This window comes from Streptomyces sp. NPDC101194, from assembly GCF_044767885.1.
GTDB lineage: Bacteria > Actinomycetota > Actinomycetes > Streptomycetales > Streptomycetaceae > Streptomyces.
In genome coordinates this window covers 1,100,537-1,126,651 of sequence record NZ_JBIWOS010000001.1, presented here as the reverse complement: position 1 = coordinate 1,126,651, position 26,115 = coordinate 1,100,537, and the positions used below count along the sequence as shown (strand labels likewise).

21 protein-coding genes are annotated in these 26,115 nt (G+C 70.8%); 8 read left to right on the top strand and 13 right to left on the bottom strand.

From position 1 onward, the window contains the following. Nucleotides 1-240 precede the first annotated feature (240 nt). From ACIRP2_RS04930 to rsmH, 10 genes are all read right to left on the bottom strand, one after another. Nucleotides 241-1,035, bottom strand: a complete 795-nt coding sequence (locus ACIRP2_RS04930) for a cell division protein FtsQ/DivIB (protein WP_404246583.1) — start codon at nucleotides 1,033-1,035, stop codon at nucleotides 241-243. A gap of 53 nt (nucleotides 1,036-1,088) precedes the next feature. Beyond that, the gene (gene murG / locus ACIRP2_RS04925; protein ID WP_404246581.1) at nucleotides 1,089-2,183 is read right to left on the bottom strand and encodes an undecaprenyldiphospho-muramoylpentapeptide beta-N-acetylglucosaminyltransferase; all 1,095 of its coding nucleotides are present in this window, start codon (nucleotides 2,181-2,183) and stop codon (nucleotides 1,089-1,091) included. Nucleotides 2,184-2,189: 6 nt separating this feature from the next. Continuing rightward, complete coding sequence (gene ftsW, locus ACIRP2_RS04920) at nucleotides 2,190-3,635, bottom strand: putative lipid II flippase FtsW (RefSeq protein WP_404246579.1); 1,446 nt, start codon at nucleotides 3,633-3,635, stop codon at nucleotides 2,190-2,192. 113 nt (nucleotides 3,636-3,748) lie between these two features. Then, nucleotides 3,749-5,176, bottom strand: coding sequence for a UDP-N-acetylmuramoyl-L-alanine--D-glutamate ligase (gene murD, locus ACIRP2_RS04915; protein WP_404247173.1), 1,428 nt, complete (start codon nucleotides 5,174-5,176; stop codon nucleotides 3,749-3,751). Then, nucleotides 5,173-6,243, bottom strand: a complete 1,071-nt coding sequence (mraY, locus tag ACIRP2_RS04910; protein ID WP_351078111.1) for a phospho-N-acetylmuramoyl-pentapeptide-transferase — start codon at nucleotides 6,241-6,243, stop codon at nucleotides 5,173-5,175. The genes murD and mraY overlap by 4 nt, the downstream gene beginning before the upstream one ends. Beyond that, nucleotides 6,240-7,646: a UDP-N-acetylmuramoyl-tripeptide--D-alanyl-D-alanine ligase gene (murF, locus tag ACIRP2_RS04905; protein WP_404246576.1), complete on the bottom strand. Its 1,407-nt coding sequence runs from the start codon at nucleotides 7,644-7,646 to the stop codon at nucleotides 6,240-6,242. Before murF ends, mraY begins: the two co-directional genes overlap by 4 nt. Nucleotides 7,647-7,650: 4 nt before the next feature. After that, nucleotides 7,651-9,378 carry a UDP-N-acetylmuramoyl-L-alanyl-D-glutamate--2,6-diaminopimelate ligase gene (locus ACIRP2_RS04900; protein ID WP_404246574.1) on the bottom strand — a complete coding sequence of 576 codons (1,728 nt, stop codon included), beginning with the start codon at nucleotides 9,376-9,378 and terminating at the stop codon, nucleotides 7,651-7,653. A gap of 18 nt (nucleotides 9,379-9,396) precedes the next feature. Beyond that, a complete protein-coding gene (locus tag ACIRP2_RS04895) occupies nucleotides 9,397-11,379 on the bottom strand; it encodes a peptidoglycan D,D-transpeptidase FtsI family protein (RefSeq protein WP_404246572.1) in 1,983 nt (660 codons plus the stop codon). Nucleotides 11,380-11,383: 4 nt separating this feature from the next. Beyond that, nucleotides 11,384-11,950 carry a septum formation initiator family protein gene (locus ACIRP2_RS04890; RefSeq protein WP_404246570.1) on the bottom strand — a complete coding sequence of 189 codons (567 nt, stop codon included), beginning with the start codon at nucleotides 11,948-11,950 and terminating at the stop codon, nucleotides 11,384-11,386. Nucleotides 11,951-11,999: 49 nt separating this feature from the next. Continuing rightward, nucleotides 12,000-12,965, bottom strand: a complete 966-nt coding sequence (gene rsmH, locus ACIRP2_RS04885; RefSeq protein ID WP_404246568.1) for a 16S rRNA (cytosine(1402)-N(4))-methyltransferase RsmH — start codon at nucleotides 12,963-12,965, stop codon at nucleotides 12,000-12,002. Between the two features lie 380 nt (nucleotides 12,966-13,345). Between rsmH and ACIRP2_RS04880 the strand changes: the two genes are divergently transcribed. From ACIRP2_RS04880 to ACIRP2_RS04865, 4 genes are all read left to right on the top strand, one after another. Then, entirely contained in the window at nucleotides 13,346-13,909 is a 564-nt protein-coding gene (locus ACIRP2_RS04880; RefSeq protein ID WP_404246566.1) for a beta-class carbonic anhydrase, read from the top strand. A gap of 265 nt (nucleotides 13,910-14,174) precedes the next feature. Beyond that, a complete protein-coding gene (locus tag ACIRP2_RS04875; RefSeq protein ID WP_404246564.1) occupies nucleotides 14,175-15,224 on the top strand; it encodes an AAA family ATPase in 1,050 nt (349 codons plus the stop codon). Then, on the top strand, nucleotides 15,224-16,618 hold the full coding sequence (locus ACIRP2_RS04870; RefSeq protein ID WP_404246562.1) for a DUF58 domain-containing protein: 1,395 nt from the start codon (nucleotides 15,224-15,226) through the stop codon (nucleotides 16,616-16,618). The genes ACIRP2_RS04875 and ACIRP2_RS04870 overlap by 1 nt, the downstream gene beginning before the upstream one ends. Next, entirely contained in the window at nucleotides 16,615-19,038 is a 2,424-nt protein-coding gene (locus tag ACIRP2_RS04865; protein WP_404246560.1) for a DUF3488 and DUF4129 domain-containing transglutaminase family protein, read from the top strand. The genes ACIRP2_RS04870 and ACIRP2_RS04865 overlap by 4 nt, the downstream gene beginning before the upstream one ends. 321 nt (nucleotides 19,039-19,359) lie before the next feature. Here the strand turns inward: ACIRP2_RS04865 and ACIRP2_RS04860 are convergent, their stop codons facing one another. The 3 genes from ACIRP2_RS04860 to ACIRP2_RS04850 form a co-directional block, all read right to left on the bottom strand. Further along, complete coding sequence (locus ACIRP2_RS04860) at nucleotides 19,360-19,752, bottom strand: DUF3040 domain-containing protein (protein ID WP_351078137.1); 393 nt, start codon at nucleotides 19,750-19,752, stop codon at nucleotides 19,360-19,362. A gap of 295 nt (nucleotides 19,753-20,047) precedes the next feature. Beyond that, on the bottom strand, nucleotides 20,048-20,806 hold the full coding sequence (locus ACIRP2_RS04855; RefSeq protein WP_404246558.1) for a class I SAM-dependent methyltransferase: 759 nt from the start codon (nucleotides 20,804-20,806) through the stop codon (nucleotides 20,048-20,050). 102 nt (nucleotides 20,807-20,908) lie between these two features. Beyond that, entirely contained in the window at nucleotides 20,909-21,436 is a 528-nt protein-coding gene (locus tag ACIRP2_RS04850) for an SAV_6107 family HEPN domain-containing protein (RefSeq protein WP_404246556.1), read from the bottom strand. 167 nt (nucleotides 21,437-21,603) lie between these two features. Here ACIRP2_RS04850 and ACIRP2_RS04845 point away from each other — a divergent pair, with 167 nt between their 5' ends. From ACIRP2_RS04845 to ACIRP2_RS04830, 4 genes are all read left to right on the top strand, one after another. Beyond that, nucleotides 21,604-22,383: an ATP-binding cassette domain-containing protein gene (locus tag ACIRP2_RS04845; RefSeq protein WP_404246554.1), complete on the top strand. Its 780-nt coding sequence runs from the start codon at nucleotides 21,604-21,606 to the stop codon at nucleotides 22,381-22,383. Then, nucleotides 22,355-24,442 carry a YhgE/Pip family protein gene (locus ACIRP2_RS04840; RefSeq protein ID WP_404246552.1) on the top strand — a complete coding sequence of 696 codons (2,088 nt, stop codon included), beginning with the start codon at nucleotides 22,355-22,357 and terminating at the stop codon, nucleotides 24,440-24,442. The genes ACIRP2_RS04845 and ACIRP2_RS04840 overlap by 29 nt, the downstream gene beginning before the upstream one ends. Nucleotides 24,443-24,471: 29 nt before the next feature. Further along, nucleotides 24,472-25,083 carry a TetR/AcrR family transcriptional regulator gene (locus ACIRP2_RS04835; protein WP_376280292.1) on the top strand — a complete coding sequence of 204 codons (612 nt, stop codon included), beginning with the start codon at nucleotides 24,472-24,474 and terminating at the stop codon, nucleotides 25,081-25,083. Nucleotides 25,084-25,470: 387 nt separating this feature from the next. Next, a complete protein-coding gene (locus ACIRP2_RS04830; protein ID WP_404246550.1) occupies nucleotides 25,471-26,088 on the top strand; it encodes a DUF4126 domain-containing protein in 618 nt (205 codons plus the stop codon). Nucleotides 26,089-26,115: the final 27 nt, after the last annotated feature.

The window sequence follows — 26,115 nt, the reverse complement described above, 5'->3', positions numbered from 1 at the left end:
TCGCGGTAGTCCCGCCGCGACGACGGATGCCGATTGGGGCGGTCCGAAACGCCGACCCAAACCCTAACGTTGAAGTTTAGGGTTACCAGTGTGTCTGCTTCATGGACTCTTCCGAACAGGACACTAAGTCGACAAGTGGCGCGCGTTCAACGAACACGCCGAACCTCCCGTTTTTCTTTTCACCCTATGTGATCACCCGTAGCGCTGACCAACCAGGGTGCTGGCCAGGCCAAATGTGCGTCAACTGCCCGACACCGCCGGGGCGGTGGGTGCACTCACGTCGAAGTGTCCCGCTTTGGGGGCGGCTTTCATCAGAGCGGTGAGGACTCTCGCCTTCACCGGCCCGTCCTCACCACTGCCCCAGACCACCGTCCGCCCCCGGGTGAGCTCCAGGGAGATCGAATCGTACGAGGTGACCCGCACGACCTCGGTGTCCCTGGCGATGCCGCCCGGAAGACCGCCCGCGACCCGGACCGCCTCCCGCACCAACCGGGCACTGCCGAAGCGACGCAGGCTCGCGGACCGGCCAGGCGTCAATTCCAGCAGCGGTACACGACCGGGCGATTTGTCCACTGTTGCAAAACGAACGCCCTTCGCGTCCACTTCAATGAACTTTGTACCCTTTTTTATCAACAGGACCGGCTGTCGTTCGGTCACCTCAAGTCGGATTCCGTGCGGCCACGACCGCGCGACATCCACCGAATCGATACGGGGCAACTTCTTGCGCAACCGATCGGCGATGGCATCGGTGTCCACGGAGATCAGCGGAGCGCCGATCGGAACCGCCGCGGCGGCCTCCACCTCGGCCGGAGTCAGCACGTCGACCCCGCTGGTCCTGACCTGTTCGACACGGAGCCAGGAGGAGCCGTAGAGCGCCCAGACGGCGCCGGAGCCGAGCAGCAGCACCAGCACGCCGATCACGATCAACTGTCTGCGGCCGGGCCCTCTGCGCCCCTTCGGGCGCGGGCGCGACGGGCGGGCCGGGGAGTCCTCCTGCTGCTCTGCACCGCGCTGGGCGGTTGTCGGTCCGGCCACGCTCGCTCCTTATGCCGGGTCCGAGGGCGGCGCCCCCGGACCCGTCCGCCGCCTCACGCGCCTCGGCGTGCGGCAATCGCCTCGTACACCATGCCGACGAGCAGGTCGTCGGCGTCCCGGCGGCCGAACTCGGCGGCGGCTCGGGACATCTCGTACAGCCGGTGCGGATCCGCGAGCACCGGAAGGACGTTCCCCTGCACCCACTCGGGAGTGAGCGCCGCGTCGTCCACCAGCAGACCGCCGCCGGCGTTGACCACCGGCTGGGCGTTGAGCCGCTGTTCACCGTTGCCGATGGGCAGCGGGACGTAGGCGGCGGGGAGCCCGACGGCGGAGAGTTCGGCGACGGTCATCGCGCCCGCGCGGCAGAGCATCATGTCGGCCGCCGCGTACGCGAGATCCATCCGGTCCACGTACGGTACCGGGATGTAGGGCGGCATCCCGGGCATGTTGTCGACACGCGGCAATTCGTTCTTCGGACCGACCACGTGCAGGATCTGGATCCCGGAGCGCTGCAGCAGCGGGGCGACCCGCTGGACCACCTCATTGAGATGGCGGGCACCCTGCGAGCCGCCGGAGACCAGCAGCGTCGGCAGATTGGGGTCGAGCCCGAAGGCGGCACGCGCCTCGGGACGGACCCGGGCCCGGTCCAGGGTGGCGATGGTCCGGCGCAGCGGGATGCCGATGTAGCGGGCACCGCGCAGCTTGCTGTCGGGGGTGGATACGGCGACCCCGTGGGCGTACCGGGAGCCGATCTTGTTGGCCAGGCCCGGCCGGGCATTGGCCTCGTGGACGACGATCGGCACACCGACCCGCTTGGCGGCGAGGTAGCCGGGCAGCGCGACATAGCCGCCGAAGCCCACGACGCAGTCCGCCTTGGTGCGTTCCAGGACCTGCTCGGCCGCCTTGATGGTGCCGCGCAGCCGTCCCGGGACCGTGATCAGTTCCGGGGTGGGCTTGCGCGGCAGCGGTACGGCCGGGATCAGGGCGAGTTCGTACCCCCGCTCGGGTACGAGCCTGGTCTCGAGTCCGCGCTCCGTGCCGAGGGCAGTGATTCCCACGCTCGGGTCCTGCCTGCGCAGGGCGTCCGCGAGGGCAAGCGCGGGCTCGATGTGGCCGGCGGTCCCCCCACCGGCGAGTACGACATGCACCGAAATTCACCGCTCTCCGGACGGACGCTTCTTGACGCGCCGTCTCATCGTCTTCCATCTCACCCCGGGCCTCCGCATGGCCAGGGCCGCCTTCGCGGCGGGGTCCTCTCGCGCGAACGCGATCAGCAGCCCGACAGCGAACATGGTCGGCAGCAGGGCCGACCCTCCGTAGGAGAACAGCGGGAGCGGGACACCGGCGATCGGCAGCAGGCCGAGCACCGCACCAATATTGATCACGGTCTGCACCATGATCCAGGTGATCACACCTCCCGCGGCGTACCTCACGAAGGGGTCCTCCGTGCGTCCGGCCACGCGGATACCCGCATAGCCTAGAGCCGCGAAGAGGGCGAGTACCGACAGCGTCCCCGCCAACCCCAGTTCCTCCCCGGTGATGGCGAAGATGAAGTCCGTGTGCGGTTCAGGCAGTTGACCCCATTTTTCCACACTCGCACCGATCCCGGAACCGAACCATCCGCCGGACGCCAGAGCATAGATGCCGTGCACGGCCTGCCAGCAGGAGTCCCCGGGCCCGGGATCGCTGGCGCCGACGCAGGCGAGCCTGGACATCCGGTTCGGGCTCGTCTTGATCAGCACGAACGCGATCACCCCGGCGAAGCCGAGCACCCCCGCGAAGAGCCGGGTGGGGGCCCCGGCCAGCCAGAGCAGTCCGAACAGGATCGCCGTGAGAATGATCGCAGTGCCCATGTCGCCGCCGAGCATGATCAGCCCGAGGATGACGAAGGTGACCGGGACAAGGGGCACGAGCATGTGTTTCCACTGCGTCAGCAGCTGTTTGTCCTGTTTGCGGGCGAGCAGATCCGCGCTCCACAGGACCAGGGCGAGCTTCCCGAACTCGCTGGGCTGGAGCAGGAAGGGACCGCCCAGCGAGAGCCAGTTCTGGTTGCCGTTGATCGACATTCCGATCCCCGGCACTTGGACCAGCGCCATCAGGAAGACGGTCCCCACGAGCAGCGGATAGGCGAAGGCCCGGTGCAGTTTGACGGGCATCCGGGCAGCGAGCGCCATCAGTCCGGCCCCGATGACGGCGGCGAGGAACTGCTTGCGGAAGAAGTAGGTGCTGGGCTTGTGCAGCTCGAGAGCCTTGATCATCGAGGCGGAGTAGACCATCACCAGGCCGAGCACGGTGATCAGCAGGCCGGCGCCCAGGATCAGGTAGTACGCGGTCAGAGGGCGGTCCCAGGCCCGGCGCGCCTGCTCGTACATCCGCCGCACCCCGCCGCCGCGCGGGGCACGGGGGGTGCCGGTGGAGCGCCCCTTGGGGCGTGCCGCCGAGGGACGCCGGGAGCCGACGACCGATCTGACCCGCAGGGCGGGACCGAGCGGTGCGCCGCGGCCCGCGCCCGCAAGGAGGGGCGGGATGAGTGCCCGGCTGTTCGCCGCGCCCCGTGAGCAGGCCCTACGGGGCGCGGCGGAGCTCTCTTCGGCCGGCATTGTCGCTGTCCCCTCCACTGCTCGTGCCCGGGGCCGCCGCCGAGGGCCGGGGCCCGTGGCGCGGCCGTCCGCGCCCGGTCGTCCGGGACAGTACGGCGCGGAGGCCGGGCCCGTCAGGCTCTCTCGGCGGCGAGTGCGCGGACCGCGTCCGCGAACGCCTCGCCCCGCTTGTTGTAATTGACGAACATGTCCATCGAGGCGCAGGCCGGGGCCATCAGTACGGTGTCCCCCGGCCGGGCGAGCCGTGTCGCCTCGCGGACCGCCTCGGACATCGCCCCAGTGTCGGTCCGGTCGAGGTCCACCACCGGGACCTCGGGGGCGTGTCGCGCGAGGGCTTCGCGGATCAGCGCCCGGTCGCGGCCGATCAGTACGACGCCCCGCAGCCGCCCGGCCGCCCCCGTCACCAGTTCATCGAAGGCGGCACCCTTGGCGAGGCCGCCCGCGATCCAGACGATCGGGTCGTAGGCGGCGAGGGAGGCCACGGCGGCGTGGGTGTTGGTGGCCTTGGAGTCGTCGATGTACGCGACCCCGCCGACATCCGCGACGTGCTCGATGCGGTGCGGGTCGGGGCGGAAGGCCCGCAGTCCGTCCCGTACGGCCGCGGGCTCGACACCGAAGGCGCGGGCCAGGGCCGCGGCCGCCAGGGCGTTGGCGATGTTGTGCGGGGCCGGCGGGTCGACGTCGGAGACCTCGGCGAGCTCCTGGGCCTGCTTCTGCCGGTTCGTCACGAAGGCGCGGTCGACGAGGATGCCGTCGACGACACCGAGTTGGGACGGGCCGGGTGTGGCCAGAGTGAAACCGATGGCACGGCACCCCTCCTCGACATCGGCCTCGCGCACCAGGTCCTCGGTCGCCTTCTCGGCCGCGTTGTAGACGCAGGCGACGCGATTGCCCTCGTAGATCCGGCCCTTGTCCGCGACGTACGCCTCCATGGAGCCGTGCCAGTCGAGATGGTCGGGCGCCAGGTTGAGGACCGCCGCCGAGTGGGCGCGCAGCGAGGGCGCCCAGTGCAGCTGGAAGCTGGACAGCTCGACGGCGAGTACGTCGTACTTCTCGTCGCCGAGGACGGCGTCCAGGAGCGAGACGCCGATGTTGCCGACGGCGGCCGTGCGCAGCCCTGCCGCCTCCAGGATCGAGGCGAGCATCCGTACGGTCGTGGTCTTGCCGTTGGTTCCGGTGACCGCGAGCCAGGGCGCCGGTTCCCTGCCGTCCAGGCCGCGCAGCCGCCAGGCGAGTTCGACGTCGCCCCAGACCGGGACGCCCGCCTCGGCGGCTGCTGCGAACAGCGGCTTGTCGGGCTTCCAGCCGGGGGTGGTGACGATGAGCTCGGTGGACTCGGGCAGGGTCGCTCCGTCGCCGAGGCGCACGGTGATGCCCTGCGCCTCCAGCTCCGCGGCCTGCGTACGGGACCGTTCGTCGTCCCCGTCGTCGACCACCGTGACGACGGCGCCGAGGCCGTGCAGCACCTTGGCCGCCGGGATTCCGGACACCCCGAGTCCCGCGACGGTGACGTGCTTGCCCTGCCAGTCCTGGTTGCTCACTTCTCGGCTGCCCATCCCGCGTAGAAGAGACCGAGTCCGACGATCACGCACATGCCCTGGATGATCCAGAAGCGGACCACGACAAGGACTTCGGACCACCCCTTGAGTTCGAAGTGGTGTTGGAGCGGCGCCATGCGGAAGACCCGCTTGCCGGTCATCTTGAAGGAACCGACCTGGATGACCACGGACATGGTGATCATCACGAAGAGGCCGCCGAGGATGGCCATCAGGAACTCGGTGCGGGAGCAGATCGCCAGACCGGCGAGGGCGCCGCCGAGGGCGAGCGAACCGGTGTCACCCATGAAGATCTTGGCGGGCGAGGTGTTCCACCACAGGAAGCCGAAGCAGGCGCCCATCAGCGCCGAGGCGACGACCGCCAGGTCGAGTGGGTCGCGTACCTGGAAACAGGCATTCGGGTTGGTCAGGGTGTCCGCGTTGGCGCAGGACTCCTGGAACTGCCACAGCCCGATGAAGGTGTACGCACCGAAGACCATCACCGACGCACCGGTGGCCAGACCGTCCAGGCCGTCCGTCAGGTTCACACCGTTGGACATGGCGAGGATCATGAACAGTGCCCAGACGACGAACAGCACGGGGCCGATCGACCAGCCGAAGTCCGCGACGAACGACAGCTTGGTGGAGGCCGGGGTGTTGCCCCGGGAGTCGGCGAACTGCAGCGAGAGCACCGCGAAGGCGATACCGACGATCAGCTGGCCCGCCATCTTCGCCTTGGCCCGCAGACCCAGCGAACGCTGCTTGACGATCTTGATGTAGTCGTCGAGGAAGCCGACGAGACCCATGCCGGTCATCAGGAAGAGCACCAGCACACCGGAGAAGCGCATCTCCTCCCCGGTGATCAGCTTCGCCGCGAGATACGCGATGAGCGTCGCCAGGATGAAGGCGATGCCGCCCATGGTGGGCGTGCCCTTCTTGGACCCGTGGGTGCGCGGCCCGTCGTCCCGGATGAACTGTCCGTATCCCTTGCGGGCCAGCAGCTTGATCAGCAGCGGAGTTCCGACCAGGGTCAGGAAGAGCCCGATGGCCCCCGCGAAGAGGATCTGCCTCATCGGCCGGCGACCTCGCCCTCGGACGTGTTCTCCAGCAGCGTCATGACGACCTGCTCCAGGCCGACCGACCGGGACGCCTTCACCAGCACGACGTCTCCCGGGCGCAGTTCACTGCGCAGCAGGTCGACGGCAGCCTGTGCGTCGGACACGTGCACCGACTCCTCACCCCACGAACCCTCGTTGTATGCGCCCAGTTGCAGCCAGGAGGCCTCTCTGCCCCCGACCGCGACGAGCTTGCTGACGTTGAGCCGGACGGCGAGCCGTCCGACCGCGTCGTGCTCGGCGAGCGAGGCGTCGCCGAGCTCGGCCATGGGGCCGAGCACCGCCCACGTACGCCGGCCCTTCCCCATGGCGACCAGCGCGCGCAGCGCTGCTCTCATGGATTCGGGGTTCGCGTTGTAGGCGTCATTGACGAACGTCACGCCGTCCGGACGCTCGGTGACCTCCATGCGCCAGCGGGAGAGGGTGCCCGCCTCGGAGAGCCCTTCGGCGATCTCGTCTGCGGACAGGCCCAACTCATGGGCGACGGCGGCCGCGGCGAGCGCGTTCGACACGTGGTGCTCACCGTACAGGCGCATGGTCACGTCGCTGCACCCGGTGGGTGTGTGGAGCTTGAAAGTGGGGCGGCCGTCGTCGGTGAGACGGACATTCTCGCCCCGTACGTCCGCATCCGCGGCTTCGCCGAAGAGCAGCACCGGGGCTTTCGTACGGGAGGACATGGCACGCACGAGCGGATCGTCGGCGTTGAGCACGGCTCGGCCGTCCTCGGGCAGCGACTCGACCATCTCGCCCTTGGCCTGGGCGATCTGCTCCCGGCCGCCGAACTCGCCGATGTGGGCGGTGCCGACGTTGAGGACGAGGCCGACACGGGGCGGGACGAGACCGGTGAGATAACGGATGTCGCCGATGTAGCGTGCACCCATTTCGAGGACGAGGTGGCGGGTCTCCTCCGTGGCACGCAGCGCGGTGAGCGGCAGGCCGATCTCGTTGTTGAGGTTGCCCGCCGGGTAGACGGTGGGCCCCTTGCGTTCGAGGAGCTGGGCGATGAGGTCCTTGGTGGAGGTCTTTCCGGCGGAACCGGTGAGGGCGACGACGGTGGTGCCGAGGCGGCCCACGACGGCGCGGGCGAGCGCGCCGAGTGCGGCCACGACGTCGTCGACGACGATCGCCGGAACACCGACGGGGCGGGCGGCCAGCACGGCTGCCGCGCCCGCCTCGACGGCGCGCTGCGCGTAGTCGTGGCCGTCGACCCGCTCGCCGACGAACGCGACGAACAGGCTGCCTTGCTTCACCTCTCGGGAGTCGATGACGACGGGCCCGCTGACGGTTGCTGCCGGATCGGGTATGTCGTGCGACTGCCCGCCGACGATTTCGGCGATCTCGGCGAGGGAAAGGGCGATCACTTGGTCATCCCTGACTGTTGTTCTCGTAGGTGTGGGCGCGGTGGGCGGCACTCTCGGTGCCGCCGTGCCCCAGGGAACGCTCGATGGCCGCGCGCAGGACCACGCGGTCGTCGAAGGGGCGGACCACGCCGTGGATGTCCTGGCCCTGCTCGTGGCCCTTGCCGGCGATCAGCACCGTGTCACCGGGCTCGGCGCGGGCGACCACGGCGGCGATGGCGGCGGCCCGGTCGGCGTCGACCAGGACGTCGCCCCGCTCGTGCACGGGCACCTCGGCGGCGCCCGCGAGCATTGCGGCGAGGATTCCGAGGGGGTCCTCGGAACGGGGGTTGTCGGAGGTCAGTACGGCGGTGTCGGCGAGGCGGGCCGCGGCGGCGCCCATCGGGCCGCGCTTGGTGACGTCGCGGTCGCCGCCGCAGCCGAGGACGATGTGCAGCCTGCCCTTGGTGACCTTGCGCAGCGAGCGCAGGACGGACTGGACGGCATCGGTCTTGTGCGCGTAGTCGACGACCGCGAGGTACGGCTGTCCGGCGTCGACACGTTCCAGTCGGCCGGGGACGCCCGGCACGGCGGCGACGCCGTCGGCCGCGGCCTGCGGGTCCAGGCCCGCCACGGCGAGCGTGACGATCGCGGCGAGGGTGTTGGCGACGTTGAACGGACCGGGCAGCGGCGCCCTGGCCGCGATCCGGTCGCCCTCGGGGCCGACGACGGTGAACGTGGAGCCCAGCGGCCCCACTTCGACGTCCTCGGCGCGCCAGTCGGCGTCCGGGTGGCCCTCGGCGGAGAAGGTGACGACCGGGACGGATGCCTCGGTGATCAGCCTGCGGCCGTACTCGTCGTCGAAGTTGACGACGCCCTGCCGACTGCGCCGCGGGGTGAAGAGCTGCGCCTTGGCCTGGAAGTAGTCCTCCATCCCGGAGTGGAACTCCATGTGCTCCGGGCTGAGGTTGTTGAAGACCGCGACGTCGAAGACGCAGCCGTCGACCCGGCCGAGCACCAGGGCGTGGCTGGAGACCTCCATCGTCACCGCGTCGACCCCGCGTTCGCGCATGACGGCGAACAGGGCCTGCAGATCGGTGGCTTCGGGGGTGGTGCGCTCGGACTTGATGCGCTCGTCGCCGATCCGCGTCTCCACGGTGCCGATCAGCCCGGTGGAGCGCCCGGCGCCGCGGAAGCCGCCCTCGATGAGGTACGCGGTGGTGGTCTTTCCGGAGGTTCCGGTGATGCCGATCTGGAGGAGGTCGGCACCGGGTCGTCCGTAGATCTCGGCGGCGAGTTCGCCCATCCGGCCGCGCGGGTCATCGGTGACCAGGACGGGCAGTCCGGTGGCAGCGGCGCGCTCGGCGCCGGCCGGATCGGTGAGGACCGCCGCCGCGCCGAGGCCGGCCGCCTGGGCGGCGAAGTCGGCGCCGTGGAACCGGGCGCCCGGCAGGGCCGCGTACACGTCACCTGGGCGGACCGCCCGCGAGTCGTGGGTGATGCCGGTGACCTCGCCGGTTCCCGGCGGTTCGACTCCCAGCCGGGCCGCCAGCTCGCCGAGGGGTGTCGGCCTGAGCCGATCCGGGCGGGGCGCTCCCGGGTAGTTCACAGGGGCGTCCTTCTGGGTGGTTTGGAACTGATCAGCGTGGGGCACGGCGGTGAGCGTACCGGGCGCACCCGGCCTCTCGCGAAGTGAGGGGCCGAGGTTCTGGTGGTTCCCGTTCCGGTTCCCGGGATCGGGGGTGATGGTTGTCACTGGTTGGTTTCCCCGTGTTCACTCGCCGGGATTGAAGGACACCGGCAGCCGCGCTGGCTCTCTGCCGGACGGTGGGGTCTGGAGGGTCTTGAGAGCGAACTCCATGACCTGTTTGTAGATCGGTCCACAGATCTGACCGCCGAAGTAGCTTCCCTCGGTCGGGTTCTGGATCGCGCAGTAGACCGTGATCTGGGGGTTGTCCGCGGGTGCGAAGCCCGCGAAGGACGCGGTGTAGCCGTGGTAGCCGCCGCGGAGCGGGTCGACCCGGTTGGCCGTACCGGTCTTGCCCGCCACGCGGTAGCCGGGGATCTTGGCCTTCGTTCCGGTGCCCTCCTCGTCACCGACCACCGATTCCAGCATGGTGGCCAGCGACTTGGCGGTCTTCTCGCTGACCACCCGGGTCCGCTCGGGAGCGGGGGCGGCCTCGAAGTGGCCGTCGGGGCCCTTGGTGCCGCGCACCAGGGTGGGCGCGACACGGACCCCGCCGTTGGCGATCGTCGAATAGATGGAGGCGGCCTGCATGGCGTTGAGGGAGAGCCCCTGGCCGAACGGGATCGTGTACTGCTGCGAGGTCGACCAGTCCTTGGGCTTGGCGAGGATGCCGGCGGTCTCGCCCGGGTAGTCGAGACCGGTCGGCGAGCCGATCCCGAATTTGCGCAGGTAGGAGTAGAGGACCTGGTTGGCCTCGGCCTGGCTCCTGCCGAGTTCTCCGGTGGCCAGGATGGTGCCGATGTTGCTGGACTTGGCGAGTACGCCGTTGAGCGTCAGGTACCAGACGGGGTGGTCGATGTCGTCCTTGAAGAGCCGGTCGCCGCGGTGCAGCCGGTTGGGGACGGTGACATGGGTGCCGGGGGTCGCGACCCCCTCCTCCAGCACCGCAGCCATGGACATGACCTTGCTGGTGGAGCCGGGCTCGTACGCGTCCTGGAGCGCCGCGTTGCCCAGCGAGGCCGCGTCGGCCTGCGAGAGGTCGTTGGGGTCGAAGCCCGGTGCGTTGGCCATGGCGAGGACCTCGCCGGTCCTGGTGTTCTGCACGACCACGTAGCCGCGGTCCGCCTTGGACTTCTTCACCTGGTCGGTGATGGCCCGCTGGGCGGCCCACTGGATGTCGCGGTCGATGGTCAGCTCGATGTCGGACCCGGCGACGGCCGGGACCTCCTGGGTACCCGCGGTGGGCACCCGCCGACCGCCGGACTGGGCGTACTTGATCTTGCCGTCCTCGCCCGCGAGCTCCTTGTCCAGCTGCGATTCGAGGCCGCCCGCGCCCTTGCCGTCGGCGTTGACGTAACCCAGTATCCCGGCGGCGAGCCCGCCGTTGGGATAGACCCGCTTGGTGGTCGCCTCCTGGAAGATCCCTGCCAGCACATTGGCTCCGGGGCCGCCCGCCGCCTTGTCCTTCGTGGCCTTCTCGGCGAAGACGGACTTGAGGTCCTTGATCTGATTCCAGACCTGCGGGGTCTGCCGCCGGGCCAGGACGGTGTAGCGGCCCTTCCTGGACAGCTTGGCGGTCAGTTCGGCGGCATCGGCGCCGAGGATCGGGGCGAGGAGGGCCGCCGCCTGCTGGGGTGCGTCGGGGGCCTTGCTGAACTCGGGCGTGAACATGGACGGGTCGGCGGTGATGTCGTAAGCGTCGACGCTGGTCGCCAGTGCGATGCCGCTGCGGTCGGTGATCTGACCGCGCTCGGCGGAGATCGTGTAGCTGAGATAGCGGTTCACCTTGGCCTTGGCCGCGTACGCGTCGGCGTCGACGGCCTGGACCTGGAGGAGCCGGACGACGAACGTCAGCATGACGAGCGTCAGGGCGAGGCTGACCAGGCGGAGCCGGGGGCGCGGGCTGCCGAGACGGAGCGGGGACGCGGGGCGGTTGCGGGACGTCCTGGCGCGGGGGGCCGGGGACGACGGGCGGCGGCCGGCCTGCCGGGGGCGTCCCTGGCCGCCGGAGGCGCCGCGGGGACGCGCGGGACCGGGGACCCGGCGGCGCGGTGGTTCCTTGGGGGGCACTGCGTCACCTGCCTGGGCTCGTCGAGGGCTGGTCCGCCGGGGCGCGCGACCCGGCGGGCGGGGCCGCGGAGGGGCCGGGCGTCACGGCAGTACCGGAAGGGGTGGCCGATGCCGAGGAGGAGGGCGAGCCGGTGGACCGCGGGGTCGCGGGGGGCGCCGAGGGTGTACGGGGCTTCCGCGGCGGTGCTGCGGGGATCGGCTCGGCACTGGCCTCGGCGGGTACGCCTCGGACCTTGCCGTCCGGGCCGAGGAAGACGGGGCTTCCACCGGGCACCATGCCCAGTTTGCGGGCGCGGCGCTCCAGGGCGTCCGGCTCGGAGTAGTTGTCGACGTCGTTCTGGAGGGCCTGCTGCTCGTCGGTGAGCCGGGTGGTCTTCCTCTTCAGCTCACTCAGCCTGAACGATCCTTCGTTGAGGGCCGAGTTGAGCACCAGGAGCGTGATCAGCCCGCCGCCGAGAAGCAGCACGACCAGCAGGACGAAGGGGGTACGGGCCGCGGTGCTGGGCCCGGACGGCATCAACCTGGCGAGCCGCGCCGCCCGCCCTCTCAACTGCCCGGCCGGTTTGCTCACCGCGCCGCCCCGGGCGTCACCGGTGTCCGGGTCCCCGGTCGTCGGGCACTCATCGTTCCTCCTCGCGGATCCGTTGGGCGCCGCGCAGCCGGGCGGGGGCGGCACGCCGGTTCTCGGCGACCTCCTCCTCCGTGGGCAGCTCCGCGCCACGGGTCAGCAGCTTCAGCCGGGGCTGGTAGCGCTCGGGCACGACCGGCAGTCCGGGCGGCGCCGTGGTGGCGGCACCTGCCGCGAAGACCTGCTTGACCAGCCGGTCCTCCAGCGAGTGGTAGGAGAGAACGGCGATGCGCCCGCCGACCGCGAGACTCTGCACGGCGGCCGGAATGGCCCGTTCCAGCACGGTGAGTTCGCCGTTGACCTCGATGCGCAGCGCCTGGAAGGTGCGCTTGGCGGGGTTGCCACCGGTGCGCTTGGCTGCCTGGGGCAACGCGTCACGGATCAGTTCGACGAGCCGGGCGCTGTTGCTGAACGGCTCTTTCTCGCGCTCACGCACGATCGCGGAGACGATCCGCTTGGCCTGCTTCTCCTCGCCGTAGGCCCGCAGGATCCGTACCAGTTCACCGGCCGGATAGGTGTTGAGCACCTCGGCCGCGCCGATGCCCGTCGTCTGGTCCATGCGCATGTCCAGCGGGGCGTCCTGGGCGTACGCGAATCCGCGGTCGGCCTCGTCCAGTTGCATGGAGGAGACGCCGAGGTCGAACAGGACGCCCTGGACCTTCGGGACGCCGAGCCTGGCGAGCACCTCCGGCAGTTCGTCGTAGACCGCGTGCACCAGGGTCGCCCGGTCGCCGTACGGGGCGAGCCGCTCGCCGGAGAGCCGCAGCGCCTCCTTGTCCCGGTCCAGCGCGATCAGCCGCGCGGAGGGAAACGCCGAGAGCAGTGCCTCGCTGTGTCCGCCGAGCCCGAGGGTGCAGTCGACGACCACGGGCTGCTGCGGGCCCGGCACCTCCAGAGCCGGGGCCAACAGGTCCAGGCACCGCTGGAGCATCACCGGGACGTGTCGGGTCTGGCTCATGTGCCCTCTCAGGCTCAGGTCCCGTGTGGCTCCACGTACGGCCTGGTCCCCACCCGCTCAGAAGGGGAGGTCGGCCGGCGCCGGGGAAGGGGCGTCGGTCGACCGGCGAGCGGGAGAGGGCCGGACCGTACGTACGCCGCACACACGGGGGAAATCTTCGGAATGTGCAGGGTGTCGGTAACTTCCCGTCACTTTAGTCCACCCTGCCATTCGATCGATTCCCGATCAATCAGCCCGGCAGCGCGTCGTCCCGGCCCCCGTTCACCCGGTCGAACCAACGACGGCGAGGCTTGTGGGTTACCTCACAACAAGCCTCGTCGGCGTTCTTTGTCCCTTCCCACAGCACGACGGGGCCGCTGGTGAGGACTAACGTCATAGCCATGTCGACTTCCGCACATTCGCCCGCCGAGCCTTCCGCACCCGCCGCCGACGGGGCCCGTTCCGGAGGAACGGTCACCGACCGCCTCGTCGAGGCGAACACCGGGTACGCCGCCGCGTTCGAGGACCCGGGCATGGACGCCAAGCCGGTGCTGCGCGTCGCCGTGGTCGCCTGCATGGACGCCCGGCTCGACCTGCACGACGCCCTCGGTCTGTCACTCGGCGACTGCCACACCATCCGCAACGCGGGCGGCGTGGTCACCGATGACGTCATCCGTTCGCTGACCATCAGCCAGCGGGCCCTGGGCACCCGCAGCGTCATACTGATCCACCACACGAACTGCGGCCTGGAATCGATCACCGAGGAATTCCGCCAGGATCTGGAGAAGGAGGTCGGTCAGCGTCCGGTCTGGGCGGTCGAGGCGTACAAGGACGCCGACCAGGACGTACGGCAGTCGATGCAGCGGGTGCGCACCTCGCCGTTCCTGCTGCACACCGACGACGTCCGCGGCTTCGTCTTCGATGTGACCACCGGCCTGCTGCGCGAGATCCTTCCCGCCGCCTGACCGCCCGGACGGTGCTCGTCCGATCTCCCGGGACAGCGCCATCGGAATCGATAACCCCACCGAACCCGACATACCGCCCCCACTTGTCCACAGGCGAGTGACACGAAGCGGTAACGGCAACAAGAATGCGCATGTGACATCTCGCCGGACGTCTCCGGAGGGGTGTCCGTGTTTCGGGGTGGGCCGGGCCGCCGCACGCGCGCCGGCCCGTGAATGGGGTATCCCCTGCTCCTGGTGAGCGTGGGGCAGGGCCGAGGAGGGCCGGGTGACGACCTATGACGATCGAGCGAGCCTCACAGATCTGACCACGACCGTGGAGCGGGTGCGCAGGTCGATGGAGAGTGTGATCGAGGGCAAGCCCGAGGTCGTACGGCTTTCGCTGACCGTATTGCTGGCGGAGGGACATCTCCTCATCGAGGACGTCCCCGGCGTCGGCAAGACGATGCTGGCCAAGGCGCTGGCGCGGTCCATCGACTGCTCGGTGCGACGCATTCAGTTCACGCCGGACCTGCTGCCTTCGGACATCACCGGTGTGTCCATCTTCGACCAGCAGAGGCGCGACTTCGAATTCAAGCCTGGCGCGATCTTCGCCCAGATCGTGATCGGCGACGAGATCAACCGCGCCTCGCCCAAGACCCAGTCGGCGCTGCTGGAGTCGATGGAGGAGCGCCAGGTCACGATCGACGGGCACACGTACGAGCTGCCCGATCCGTTCATGGTGGTCGCCACCCAGAACCCGGTCGAGATGGAGGGCACGTATCCGCTGCCCGAGGCCCAGCGCGACCGCTTCATGGCGCGGGTGTCGATCGGCTATCCGAGTGCGGAGGCCGAGCTTCAGATGCTCGATGTGCACGGCGGGCCCTCGCCGCTCGACGATCTGCAGCCGGTGGCCCACGCCCATGACGTGGTGAAGCTGATCGACGCGGTACGGACGGTCCATGTGGCCGCCGCCGTGCGGCGGTACGCGGTGGAGCTCGTCGGGGCCACCCGTGGCCATCCCGATCTCAGGCTCGGTGCCTCGCCGCGAGCCACCCTGCATCTGCTGCGCGCGGCGAAGGCCTCCGCGGCGCTGAGCGGCCGGGACTACTGCCTGCCGGACGATGTGCAGGCCCTGGCGGTCGCGGTGCTCGCACACCGGCTGCTGCCGACGGCGCAGGCCCAGCTGAACCGCCGTACCGCCGAGCAGGTCGTACTGGAGATCCTCCAGCAGACACCGGTACCGACCGCCGGCGGTGGCGTCACGCAGGTCCAGCCCCAGCACCGGCCGGACCGTCCGGCCTACGGCCGGCAGCAGCCCGGCGCACGGCGGGCCTGATGGCGGCCGGGGGGCCGGCCGCCATGGACGACGGCGACGACAGGAGCGGTCTGCGGGCCGCGCTGAGCGGGCTGACCACGCGTGGGCGGTCCTTCCTCGCGGCCGGTGTCGCCGCTGCGGTGTGCGCCTATGTGCTGGGCCAGGCGGATCTGCTGCGGGTCGGGCTGCTGCTCGCCGCGCTGCCGCTGGTCTGTGTGGTGGTGCTCCTCCGCACCCGCTATCGGGTGGCGGGCACCCGGCGGCTCTCGCCGTCGCGGGTGCCTGCGGGCACGGAGGCGCGGGTCCATCTGCGGATGGAGAACGTGTCACGGCTGCCCACCGGGCTGCTGATGCTGCAGGACCGGGTTCCCTATGTGCTCGGGCCGCGTCCCCGGTTCGTGCTGGACCGGGTCGAGGCGGGCGGCCGTCGCGAGGTGTCCTACCGGGTGCGGTCGGATCTGCGCGGGCGTTACCCGCTGGGCCCCTTGCAGCTGCGGCTGAGCGACCCGTTCGGGATGTGCGAGCTGACCCGTTCGTTCAGTGCCTACGACACCCTCGTCGTCATTCCGCGGACCGAGCCGCTGCCACCGGTACGGCTGGCGGGCGAGGCCGCGGGATACGGCGAGGGACGGCAGCGTTCGCTGGCGCTGGCCGGTGACGACGACGTGATTCCGCGCGGCTACCGGCACGGCGACGATCTTCGCCGGGTCCACTGGCGTTCCACCGCGCGCTACGGCGAGCTGATGGTGCGCCGCGAGGAGCAGCCGCAGCGGGCCAGGTGCACGGTGCTGCTGGACACCCGGCGGATCGCCTATCAGGGGACGGGGCCCGACTCGGCCTTCGAGTGGGCGGTCTCGGGGGCGGCGTCCGCGCTGGTGCACATGCTGGAGCGCGGCTTCGCGGTCCGGCTGCTGACCGACGACGGGAACGCCGTTCCGGGCGAGGGCATGGAGGGCTTCGCCGGATCGACGCAGGAGTCCGCCGACTCCGCGGGGCTGATGATGGACACCTTGGCGGTGGTCGATCATTCCGACGGGGGCGGTCTGTCGCGCGCGTACGACGTGCTGCGCGGTGGCAACGAAGGACTGCTGATCGCGTTCTTCGGTGATCTGGACGAGGAGCAGGCGGCGGTGGCGGCCCGAATGCGGCAGCGCAGTGGTGGCGCCGTCGCGTTCGTACTCGACAGCGCGGCCTGGACGCAGGGCGCCGCCCCGCCCACGGGGTCGGACACGCAGTTCGAGCGGCGGCTGCGGCTGCTGCGCGAATCGGGCTGGACAGCGGTGGCGGTGGCGCCCGGGGCCGGTCTCGCCCGGTACTGGCAGCAGGCGGCGGGACAGCCGGGCGTGACCGCGCAGTCGACCGCCGTCGGCGGCGGCACAGGTGACACGACAAGTTTCTCCGGGGGATGGTCATGAGCGGTCGTGGTCGGCTGACGCTGTGCGCCTTCGCGGCGACGCTGCTGGCGGCGGGTTCCATGCTGCCGCTGGTCGAGCCGGCCGGTTGGATTCTTCAGGCCGCGTTCCTGTTGGCGCTCCAGAGCGGGGCGGGGGTGCTCGCCCGCCGGGTGCCCATGCCCCGGATGCTGATCGTCGCGGCGCAGACACTGGTCACCCTGGTTCTGCTGACGGTGGTGTTCGCCAGGGGGCAGGCGTTCGTCGGTGTCCTGCCGGGGCCGGAGGCCGTCCAGCGGCTTGCGGACCTGCTGACGTCGGGCGCCGAGGACGTCGGGCGGTATGCCGCTCCGGCGCCCGTGACGGACGGCATCCGGCTGATACTGATCGGCGGTGTGCTGCTGGTCGGCCTGGCCGTGGACGCCCTCGCGGTGACGTTCCGCAGCGCCGCTCCGGCGGGTCTGCCGCTCCTCGCGCTGTACTCGGTCGCGGCGGGACTGTCCGAGGGAGGAGCGGACTGGCTCTGGTTCCTGCTCGCGGCCGGTGGTTACCTGCTGCTTCTGCTGGCCGAGGGCCGGGACCGGCTCTCCCAGTGGGGACGGGTCTTCAGCGGCGCGTCCGGATCCCCGAGGGGTTCGGCGGTCCGTGCGGCGATCTCCGACGGCCGCCCGACGGCCCCGGTCCGCACCGGCCGCCGCATCGGTGCGCTGGCGCTGGGGGTCTCGCTGGTCGTTCCGGCGGCCCTGCCCGCGCTGGACGGCGGGCTGCTGACCGGTGCGGGGGGCGGGAACGGCAAGGGCGGGGGCGGCGGCACCATCTCCGCGGTGAACCCGCTGGTCTCGCTGCAGAACAATCTGAACCAGCCGGAGAACCGGCAGGTGATGTCCTACCGCACCGACTCCGGTGATCCGCAGGGCTTCTATCTGCGGATCCTGGCCCTGGACCAGTTCAACGGGAACGAGTGGCGGCCCTCCACACGCCGTCTGGAGGACGTGCCCAAGCGGCTGCCGACCCCGGAGGGCCTGGGCCCGGACGTCCCGGTCACGGAGATCAACTCGACCATCTCCGCGTCCCGCTCCTACCAGCAGACCTATCTGCCGCTCCCCTACCCCGCGTCCGAGGTCCGAGTCGGCGGACGCTGGCGGTACGAACCGAGGGGACGGACGCTCGTCGGTGACGGCGGGGAGACGACCCGCGGCGCGCAGTACCAGGTCTCCAGTCTGGTGGTCCAGCCGACCGCCGATCAGCTCGCCGCGGCGGGCGCCCCGCCGGTCGCTCTGCGACGCGAGTACACCCGTGTTCCCGACTCCCTGCCGAAGGTGGTCGGGCAAACCGCGGACGAGGTGACGAAGGGTGCCGCCAACGACTACGAGCGGGCGGTGAAGCTGCAGGACTACTTCGCCTCGGAGGGCGGTTTCAGCTACGACACCGCGGTGACCTCGGGCACCGGGAGCGCGGCGATCGGACGGTTCCTGAAGGAGAGGCGGGGCTTTTGCGTCCACTTCTCGTTCACGATGGCCGCGATGGCGCGGACGCTGGGCATACCGGCCCGGGTCGCGGTGGGCTTCACTCCCGGCACCGCGCAACCGGACGGCTCGGTCTCGGTCGGACTGCGCGATGCGCATGCCTGGCCGGAGCTGTATTTCGAGGGTGTCGGGTGGACCCGTTTCGAGCCGACCCCGACGCGGGGCACCGTCCCGGCCTACACGCAGTCGGATGCCCCGGCCGGTGGCGCCGAGGACCCGGTTCTGCCCGAGAGGGGCGCCTCGGCCGCCCCGACGGCCGCCCCGTCCGTCTCGGACAGCTGCCCGGCCCAGCTGCGCAAGCAGGGCGAGTGCGGCGGCCCGGTGGCGTCGGGGGTGGTGACGCCGACTGATTCCGGAACGCCTCTGGGCACCGTGCTCGGTCTGTCCCTGGTCGCCCTGGTGATCGTGGTGCTGCCGTTGCTGCCGATGCTCTGGCGGCTTCGGGTGCGCAGGCGTCGGCTGGGCTTCTCCGCCGGGCGTACGCGGGCGGATGCGACGGCCAGAACGCTGGCGGCCTGGCGGGAGATCACCGACACGGCTTGGGACCACGGTATCGAGCCGGACGACTCCCGGACGCCCCGTAAAGCGGCGGCCCGGGTGGTGCGCCTGGGCCGGCTCGAACCGGATGAGGCCGCCGCAGTGCACCGGGTGGCCGGGGCGGTGGAGCAGGTGCTCTATGCCCGGGAACCCCGGTCGGGCACCGGGCTCGCCGCGGACGTGGAGACGGTGCGGGCCGGTCTGCGTGCATCGGCCGACCGGTTCGCCCGAATCCGCGCAGTCGCGGCGCCACGCTCGGCCATTCGGGTGATCTGGGCGGCGTCGGAACGCTGGGTGGCTTTCACCGGCAAGTGGGCGGCGCGGTTGCGCCGTGGCCCGTGGACGGGTTGGCTGCGGCGACCGTCCCGCCAGCAGGGGTGACGAGGGGCGTGGGCTGCGGTCGGCGCCCCCTGGCCCCGGCCGCCCTGCGGCCGGGTGAGCAGTGTCACTGAGCCTGTCCGGTTTCTTTCGTCGCCCCGCTCGCTGATCCGGCCCGATCCGAACGCGAGACCCCGGTCCCGTGTCCCGGAGCGGTCGTCCGGCCGGGGCCTTCTCGCTCCGGCCGGACGAGGACACGCCGTCGATCGCCGGGCCGGCCCGGCTGCGGACAAAGGCCGAAGACCGGCCGGGATGCTGCGGCGCACACAGGTGAGGGGCGGCCGCGCAGACGCGGCCGCCCCTCACCCAAGAGTGTCCGAGGCCCTACTGCCCCTGTTCGTCACGGCGACGCTGCCACCGCTGCTCGATCCGATTCATGACGGTCCGGCGTTGCCTGGGCTGTCGGCGTCCGCCGCTGCCTCCGGCCGCCTGCTGCTCGCCCGGCTTCGGGGCTTTGCGCCAACCGGTGACCGCAAGAACCGCACAGCCGAGCATGACGAGGAACCCCACCACGCTGATCCAGATCTGCTGGGCGACCATTCCGGCCATGAGGAGCGCGATACCCACCAGAAAACCTGCGACCGCCTGGTAGACCCGTCGCCGGGTGTACGTACGCAGCCCGCTTCCCTCGAGCGCTGTCGCGAACTTGGGATCTTCGGCGTACAGCGCTCGCTCCATTTGCTCGAGCATTCGCTGCTCGTGCTCCGAGAGCGGCACGGAGTCCTCCTCGTCGTCGGCCGCGGGGGGCGGCCGGTATGCGGCCCTTCCAGGATAGGCAGGGATTCGCCCCCGTGAAACCCGCCCTCTTTGCCAATCAACCAGTCCGGGCCGCCACGACGGCTCGGCTGCTGAGGCGTTGATTCCCCAACCTCCGATCCGTCATGCCGGATGGTGTCCCCCGATCATACGTGGCGAAGCCCCCGATCGGGGGTCCCGAGACGTACTCCATCTGCGGTTGCGTCCCTGATCAGCCACGTTGAGGCCGAGCCACCACCGGTCGGCGGCCTCGCGCTCAGGCGCGCTTCGTGCCCAGAACGTGCAGCTGCGTCGCGACCGAGTGGAACGCGGGCAGTTCGGCGGCGGCCGCCTCCAGCTTGAGCAGGGCTTCCATGGCACCGGGCTCGGTGTCCACCAGGACGCCCGGGACGAGGTCGGCGAAGACCCGTACGCCGTGGACCGCGCCGACCTCGACATCCGCCGCGGAGACCAGCTCGGTGAGCTGTTCCGCGGTGTAGCGCCGAGGCATCGGGTCCCCGTCGCCCCAGCGACCCGCCGGGTCGCTGAGCGCACGCCTGGCCTCGGTGAAATGCCCCGCGAGTGCGCGTGCCAGGACGGCTCCGCCGAGCCCGGCGGCGAGCAGGCTGAGCGCACCGGACGGACGGAGCGCCTCGACGGCGTTGCGCACACCCTCGGCGGGGTCGTCCACGTACTCCAGGACTCCGTGACACAGCACCGCGTCGTAGCCGCCGCGCTCCACCACGTCGAACAGGCCGTGGATGTCGCCCTGGACGCCGCGGACCCGGTCGGCGACCCCGGCCTCGGCGGCGCGGCGCTCCAGGGCGAAGAGCGCGTTGGGGCTGGGGTCGACGACGGTGACCCGGTGGCCAAGACGGGCGACCGGCACCGCGAAGATGCCGGTGCCGCCGCCGGTGTCCAGAACATCCAGGGCGTCCCTGCCGGTCGCCTTGACCTGGTGGTCGAGGGCGTCCTTCAGGACCTCCCAGACCACGGCGGTACGGAGGGAGGCGCGGGGGCGCAGCTGGTCCGACACGGCAGATGACTCCTCGGCACGGTGCCGCCGCTGACGGCGGAGCGTGAACAGTGCAGGTGGTACAGGTGCTGTCCACCCTATTGCCTCGCACCGCCGTCACCGTCATCGCGCGTCGGGCCGCTCCTTCCGGGCCTGCGGGAGCACCGGCTGAAGGACCAGCAACCGCTCCACCAGGCGCAGGAACATCGCCACGTCCCGCAGCAGGTCGTCGGCGTCCCGCCGACTGGCCGCGCCCGGTATCCCGGCTTCCGCCCGAGCCCTGCGGCGGGCCCCGGAGGCGAACAGCGCGCTCCATTCGGTCAGCTCCGGGGCTATTTCCGGAAGGACCTCCCAGGCGCTGCGGATCCGCTCCCGGCGCCGCCGGGAGGTTTCGGGACGGCCCCGAGCGGCGAGCACGGCCGCGGCGATGCGCAGCGCGGCGAGGTGGGCGGTGGCGTACCGCTCGTTCGGTACATCGAGAACGGCGGCCTCGTCGAGGCCGGCGCGGGCCTGGGCGAGCAGATCGAGGGCGGCCGGCGGCGCCGCGGTGCGGCGCGGAACGGGATGGACGTCGTGTGCCGGACCGGTCAGTGAGGGGGCAGGGCCGGCCGCGCGGCGCCGGGGCGCCGCTGCTGCGGACGAATGGGCCATGACGAAACCTCCTGTCTCGTGTAACGGCTCCGTGGCCGTATGTGTCCATCGTGAGGGGCACCACTGACAATCGGCCTCGGCCGGCCCGTGACCTGCTCTTTTGCTTCGACAGCGAGTTCGGGCTACCTTTTTGAACTGACTGGTCAGTTCAAAACGAGGGGGAGTCTGTGGACAGCCCGCACGGGGCAGCCGTCACCGCGGAGGATTTCGGGCTCAGGGGGCCGCGGGGCTGGGCCTTCCGGGGCGTGGACATCGAGGCCGGCCCAGGCTCATTGGTGGCGATCGAAGGCCCGTCCGGCTCCGGCCGCACCTGCCTGCTGCTCGCTCTCACCGGCCGGATGCGCCCCACCGAGGGCCACGCGGAGATCGGCGGGCTGCGCCTGCCCCGCAAGATGGCCGCCGTACGTCGCCTCGCTGCACTGGGCCAGGTGCCCGGGGTCAATGAGCTCGATCCGGCCTTCACCGTCGCCGAGCACCTGCGCGAGCGGGCCCTGCTGCAACACCGCTTCGACGGTTCGCTGCGCGCTCTGCTGCGGCCGCGCTCCGAACGCGTCGCCGCCGCGCGGGAACGGATCGACGCGGCCCTGGCCGCCGCCGGACTCGACACCGCCACCCTGCCCAAGGCCGAGCGGACCTCCGTGCGGGATCTGGAACGGCTGGAGGCACTGCGGTTGTCCATCGCCCTCGCGCTGATCGGCGGACCCGGGCTGCTCGCGGTCGACGACACCGACCTCAAGCTGTCCGACGCCGAACGCGCGGAGGCCTGGGAGCTGTTGCGGTCCATCGCCGACAGCGGGACCACCGTGCTCGCGGTGTGCAGCCAGGCGCCCGAGGGTGCCGTCACCGTACGTACCGACACCACGGCCGCACCGGCGGACGCCCAGGCCGAGGACACCACGACCGAGGAGGGACCGGCCGATGCGTTCGCCGAGACTGGCCGCGCTTGAACTGAAGCGTTTCGGCAGGGGGAAGCTGCCGGTCGCCGCGCTGATCGCGCTCCTGCTGCTGCCGCTGCTCTACGGCGCCCTGTACCTGTGCTCCTTCTGGGACCCGTACGGTCGCCTCGACAGGATCCCGGTCGCGCTGGTCAACAACGACAAGGGCGTCACCACGGACGGGAAGCGCGTCGCGGCCGGCGACGAGATCACCGACAAGCTCCTCGATTCCAAGACCTTCGAATGGCACGAGGTCGGTTCCGCCGAGGCGCACAAGGGCGTCGAGAACGGCACGTACTACCTCTCGCTCACCATGCCGTCGGACTTCAGCAAGCGGATCGCGTCGAGTTCGGGCGACTCCCCCGAGACCGGCGCACTCCAGGTGCGGACCAACGACGCCAACAACTACATCGTCGGGCAGATCTCCCGGTCGGTGTTCTCCGAGGTGCGCACCGCCGCGTCGACCAACGCCTCGCGCGGCTTCCTCGACCGGATCTTCATCAACTTCTCCGACCTCCACGACGCGACGGCGAAGGCCGCCAAGGGGGCCGATGACCTCAAGGGCGGCATCGGCAAGGCGAAGAAGGGATCGCAAGACCTCGCCGACGGGCTGAAGAACGCCAAGGACGGCAGCAGCAACCTGGCCGGTGGCATCGTCAGGCTGAACAAGGGCGCGGGCGACCTGGAGACCGGCTCCCGGCAGGTCGCCGACGGCACCCAGCTGCTGGCCGACAAGGTCAACGGGGTGGCCGGAGACGTACGCCCGTTCCTGAAGGACAACGGCAAGTCGATCGGCGACACCGCCCGGCTGGTCGCCGACTCCGCGCAGACCGTACGGGACAACCTCGACCTGCTGGTGGAGGCGGCGCCCACCGCGGCCACCACCGCCCACACGGCCTCCGACGACCTGGCCGAGGTCTACCGCACCAGTTGCACGGAGCAGTCGCCCGCCGATCCCACCGTCTGCCCGCCGCTGAAGCGTGCGAAGACCGCGGCGGCCGATGTGTCGAAGGTCGCCGACGACGTGAACGCGCTGGTCACCGACCAGAACGGCGATCTGAGGAAGCTGCGCACCCAGCTGACCACGCTGCAGCAGCAGGCCGACGGCCTGGCCAAGGCGGCGCCGCATCTCGACGAGGACCTGAAGTCCGCCGTGGAGAAGGTCAACGCGCTCAACACCGGCGCCCACAAGGTCGCCAAGGGGGCGAACGAACTGCACACCGGCCTGGCCACGGCCCGGACGGGCTCCGCCGACCTGGACACCGGCGTGAGCAACCTCAAGAAGGGCGCGAACGACCTGGACAGCGGGCTGATCCGGCTCGGCGACGGTTCGACGAGCCTCGCCCAGGGGCTCAACGACGGCGTCGGCAAGATCCCCGACTACGACAAGAAGGACCGGGACGCGCGTACCGAGGTCATGGCCGACCCGGTGCAGCTGGCCTCCAAGTCGCTGCACGCGGCACCCAATTACGGCACCGGCTTCGCCCCCTACTTCATTCCGCTCTCCCTCTGGGTCGGCGCGATGGTGGCCTACATGCTCATCCAGCCGCTCAACCGGCGGGCACTCGCCGCCGGGGCCTCCGCCTGGCGGATCGCCTTCGCGGGCTGGCTGCCGGTGGCCGCGCTCGGTCTGCTCCAGGTGGCCGCTCTGATGTCCGTACTGCACTGGGGACTCGGGCTGCAGATGACCCGGGCCGCCGGGACGATCGGCTTCCTGGCACTGGTCACCTGCTGCTTCGCCGCGATCGTGCAGTGGCTCAACGCCCGGTTCGGGGCCGCGGGGCGCATCCTCGTGCTCGCGGTGCTGATGCTCCAGCTGACCTCGGCCGGGGGTACGTATCCCGTCCAGACCAGCCCCGGATTCTTCAACGCGATCCACCCCTATCTGCCGATGAGTTACATCGTCGACGGACTGCGGCGGCTGATCACCGGCGGCGGTCTCGGACCGGTCTGGCAGGGCTGCGCGGTGCTGCTGGCCTTCACGGCGGGGTCGCTGGCCCTCACCGCGGTCTCCGCGCGCCGCAAGCAGGTATGGACGCTGGACCGGCTTCACCCGGAGCTGAGCCTGTGAGCGCGCCCGGACCTGTGAGAATCGGGGGCATGGAAAGCAGTAGCACCACACGCCGCCAGGCCACCCGGCAGAGGCTCTACGAGGCGGCCGTCACTCTCATCGCCGAAAAGGGCTTCTCGGCGACCACGGTGGACGAGATCGCCGAGCGCGCCGGGGTCGCCAAGGGCACGGTCTACTACAACTTCAAGAGCAAGACCGAGCTCTTCGAGGAGCTGCTGCGCCACGGCGTCGGGCTGCTCACGGCATCGCTGCGCTCCGCGGCCGAGGGGACCGGGGCGCGCGGCGGCACCCGGGTCGAGGCCCTGGACGCGATGATCAGGGCCGGTCTGGCCTTCATCGACCGCTATCCGTCCTTCACCCAGCTCTACGTCGCGGAGCTGTGGCGCACCAACCGGGCCTGGCAGTCGACCCTCCTGGTGGTGCGTCAGGAGGCCGTCGCCGTGGTCGAGGGGGTGCTGCGCGAAGGCGTGGACAACGGTGAGCTCAGCGAGGAGATCGACATTCCGCTGACGGCCGCGGCCCTGGTCGGGATGGTGCTCGTGGCGGCCCTGGACTGGCAGGCCTTCCAACCGGAGCGGTCGATCGACGATGTGCACTCGGCGCTGTCGCTGCTGCTGCACGGAAGGGTCAGCGGGCGCTGACCCACGGTGCGGGGCCGACCGGCCCCGCGACGACCTGGCGCGACGACGCACGGAAGGCGCCGGTCCGGCGAGGCTCGATCCCCCCGAGCCTGCGCCGGACCGGCGCCTTCCGTGCCGTCGGAGAACCTTCCCCCGTGACCCCCGTTCTCCCCCGTGGTCCCCGGGCCCTCCGTCGTGCTCCCCCGTTCCGGAAGGGGTACCGCGCCCGTTCCGCCGCCCCGTGCCGGCGGTGCCGGGCCGTGCCCCTCTCCGTGTGCTCCACTCTCCCGTCAACGCAGGTGGGAGCCCATCCGCGTACCTACTCATCTCAGCGCCTAGGTACGGATACTCATGGCTGCGCACCGAACCCCACCCCGGCCCGGGCGCCCTCTGGTTACGATCGCCCCCGTGTCCGTACTCCCTCTGGTGTTCACAAGCGGCTGGGCGAGCGGGATCAACGCCTATGCGGTGGTCCTGCTGCTCGGCGTCTTCGGCGCGACCGGCCTCTCCGACGAGGTGCCCGCGTCGCTGCAGCGCACCGACGTCCTCGTGGTGGCCGCTGTCCTCTTCCTCTGCGAGGTGGTGGCGGACAAGATCCCTTACGTGGACTCGGTCTGGGACTCGGTGCACACCGTCGTCAGGCCGGTCGCCGGTGCCGTCGTGGCCGCCCTGCTGGCCGGGGAGAGCGGTTCGCTGCCGGAGCTCGCGGCCGGTGCCATCGGCGGTTCCACCGCGCTGATGAGCCATCTGGTGAAGGCGGGCACCAGGATGGCGGTGAACAGCTCCCCCGAGCCGTTCAGCAACATCGCGGTGAGCACGGCCGAGGACCTGGGCGTCGCGGGGATCGTCACCTTCGCGATATTCCATCCGCTGGTGGCCGCCGTCGTCGCCGGGACGCTGCTGCTGCTCGGCGTCGTGGCACTGCTCTTCCTGGCCTCCCGGATCCGCCGGTTCCTGCGCCGCAGGAGCCGGCGCCGCGAGGAGAGACGCCTGGCCGGGGCGGGTTCGCACTGGCCGCTGGAGTAAGTGTCGGAGGCGGCCGTTAAGGTCACT

Excerpts from the sequence above, each read along its gene's own strand:
- ftsW (WP_404246579.1), bottom strand. The coding sequence starts at position 3,635 with ATGCCGGCCGAAGAGAGCTCCGCCGCGCCCCGTAGGGCCTGCTCACGG.
- mraY (WP_351078111.1), bottom strand. The coding sequence starts at position 6,243 with ATGAGGCAGATCCTCTTCGCGGGGGCCATCGGGCTCTTCCTGACCCTG.
- rsmH (WP_404246568.1), bottom strand. The coding sequence starts at position 12,965 with ATGAGCCAGACCCGACACGTCCCGGTGATGCTCCAGCGGTGCCTGGAC.
- ACIRP2_RS04880 (WP_404246566.1), top strand. The coding sequence starts at position 13,346 with ATGTCGACTTCCGCACATTCGCCCGCCGAGCCTTCCGCACCCGCCGCC.
- ACIRP2_RS04870 (WP_404246562.1), top strand. The coding sequence starts at position 15,224 with ATGGCGGCCGGGGGGCCGGCCGCCATGGACGACGGCGACGACAGGAGC.
- ACIRP2_RS04865 (WP_404246560.1), top strand. The coding sequence starts at position 16,615 with ATGAGCGGTCGTGGTCGGCTGACGCTGTGCGCCTTCGCGGCGACGCTG.
- ACIRP2_RS04850 (WP_404246556.1), bottom strand. The coding sequence starts at position 21,436 with ATGGCCCATTCGTCCGCAGCAGCGGCGCCCCGGCGCCGCGCGGCCGGC.
- ACIRP2_RS04840 (WP_404246552.1), top strand. The coding sequence starts at position 22,355 with ATGCGTTCGCCGAGACTGGCCGCGCTTGAACTGAAGCGTTTCGGCAGG.
- ACIRP2_RS04835 (WP_376280292.1), top strand. The coding sequence starts at position 24,472 with ATGGAAAGCAGTAGCACCACACGCCGCCAGGCCACCCGGCAGAGGCTC.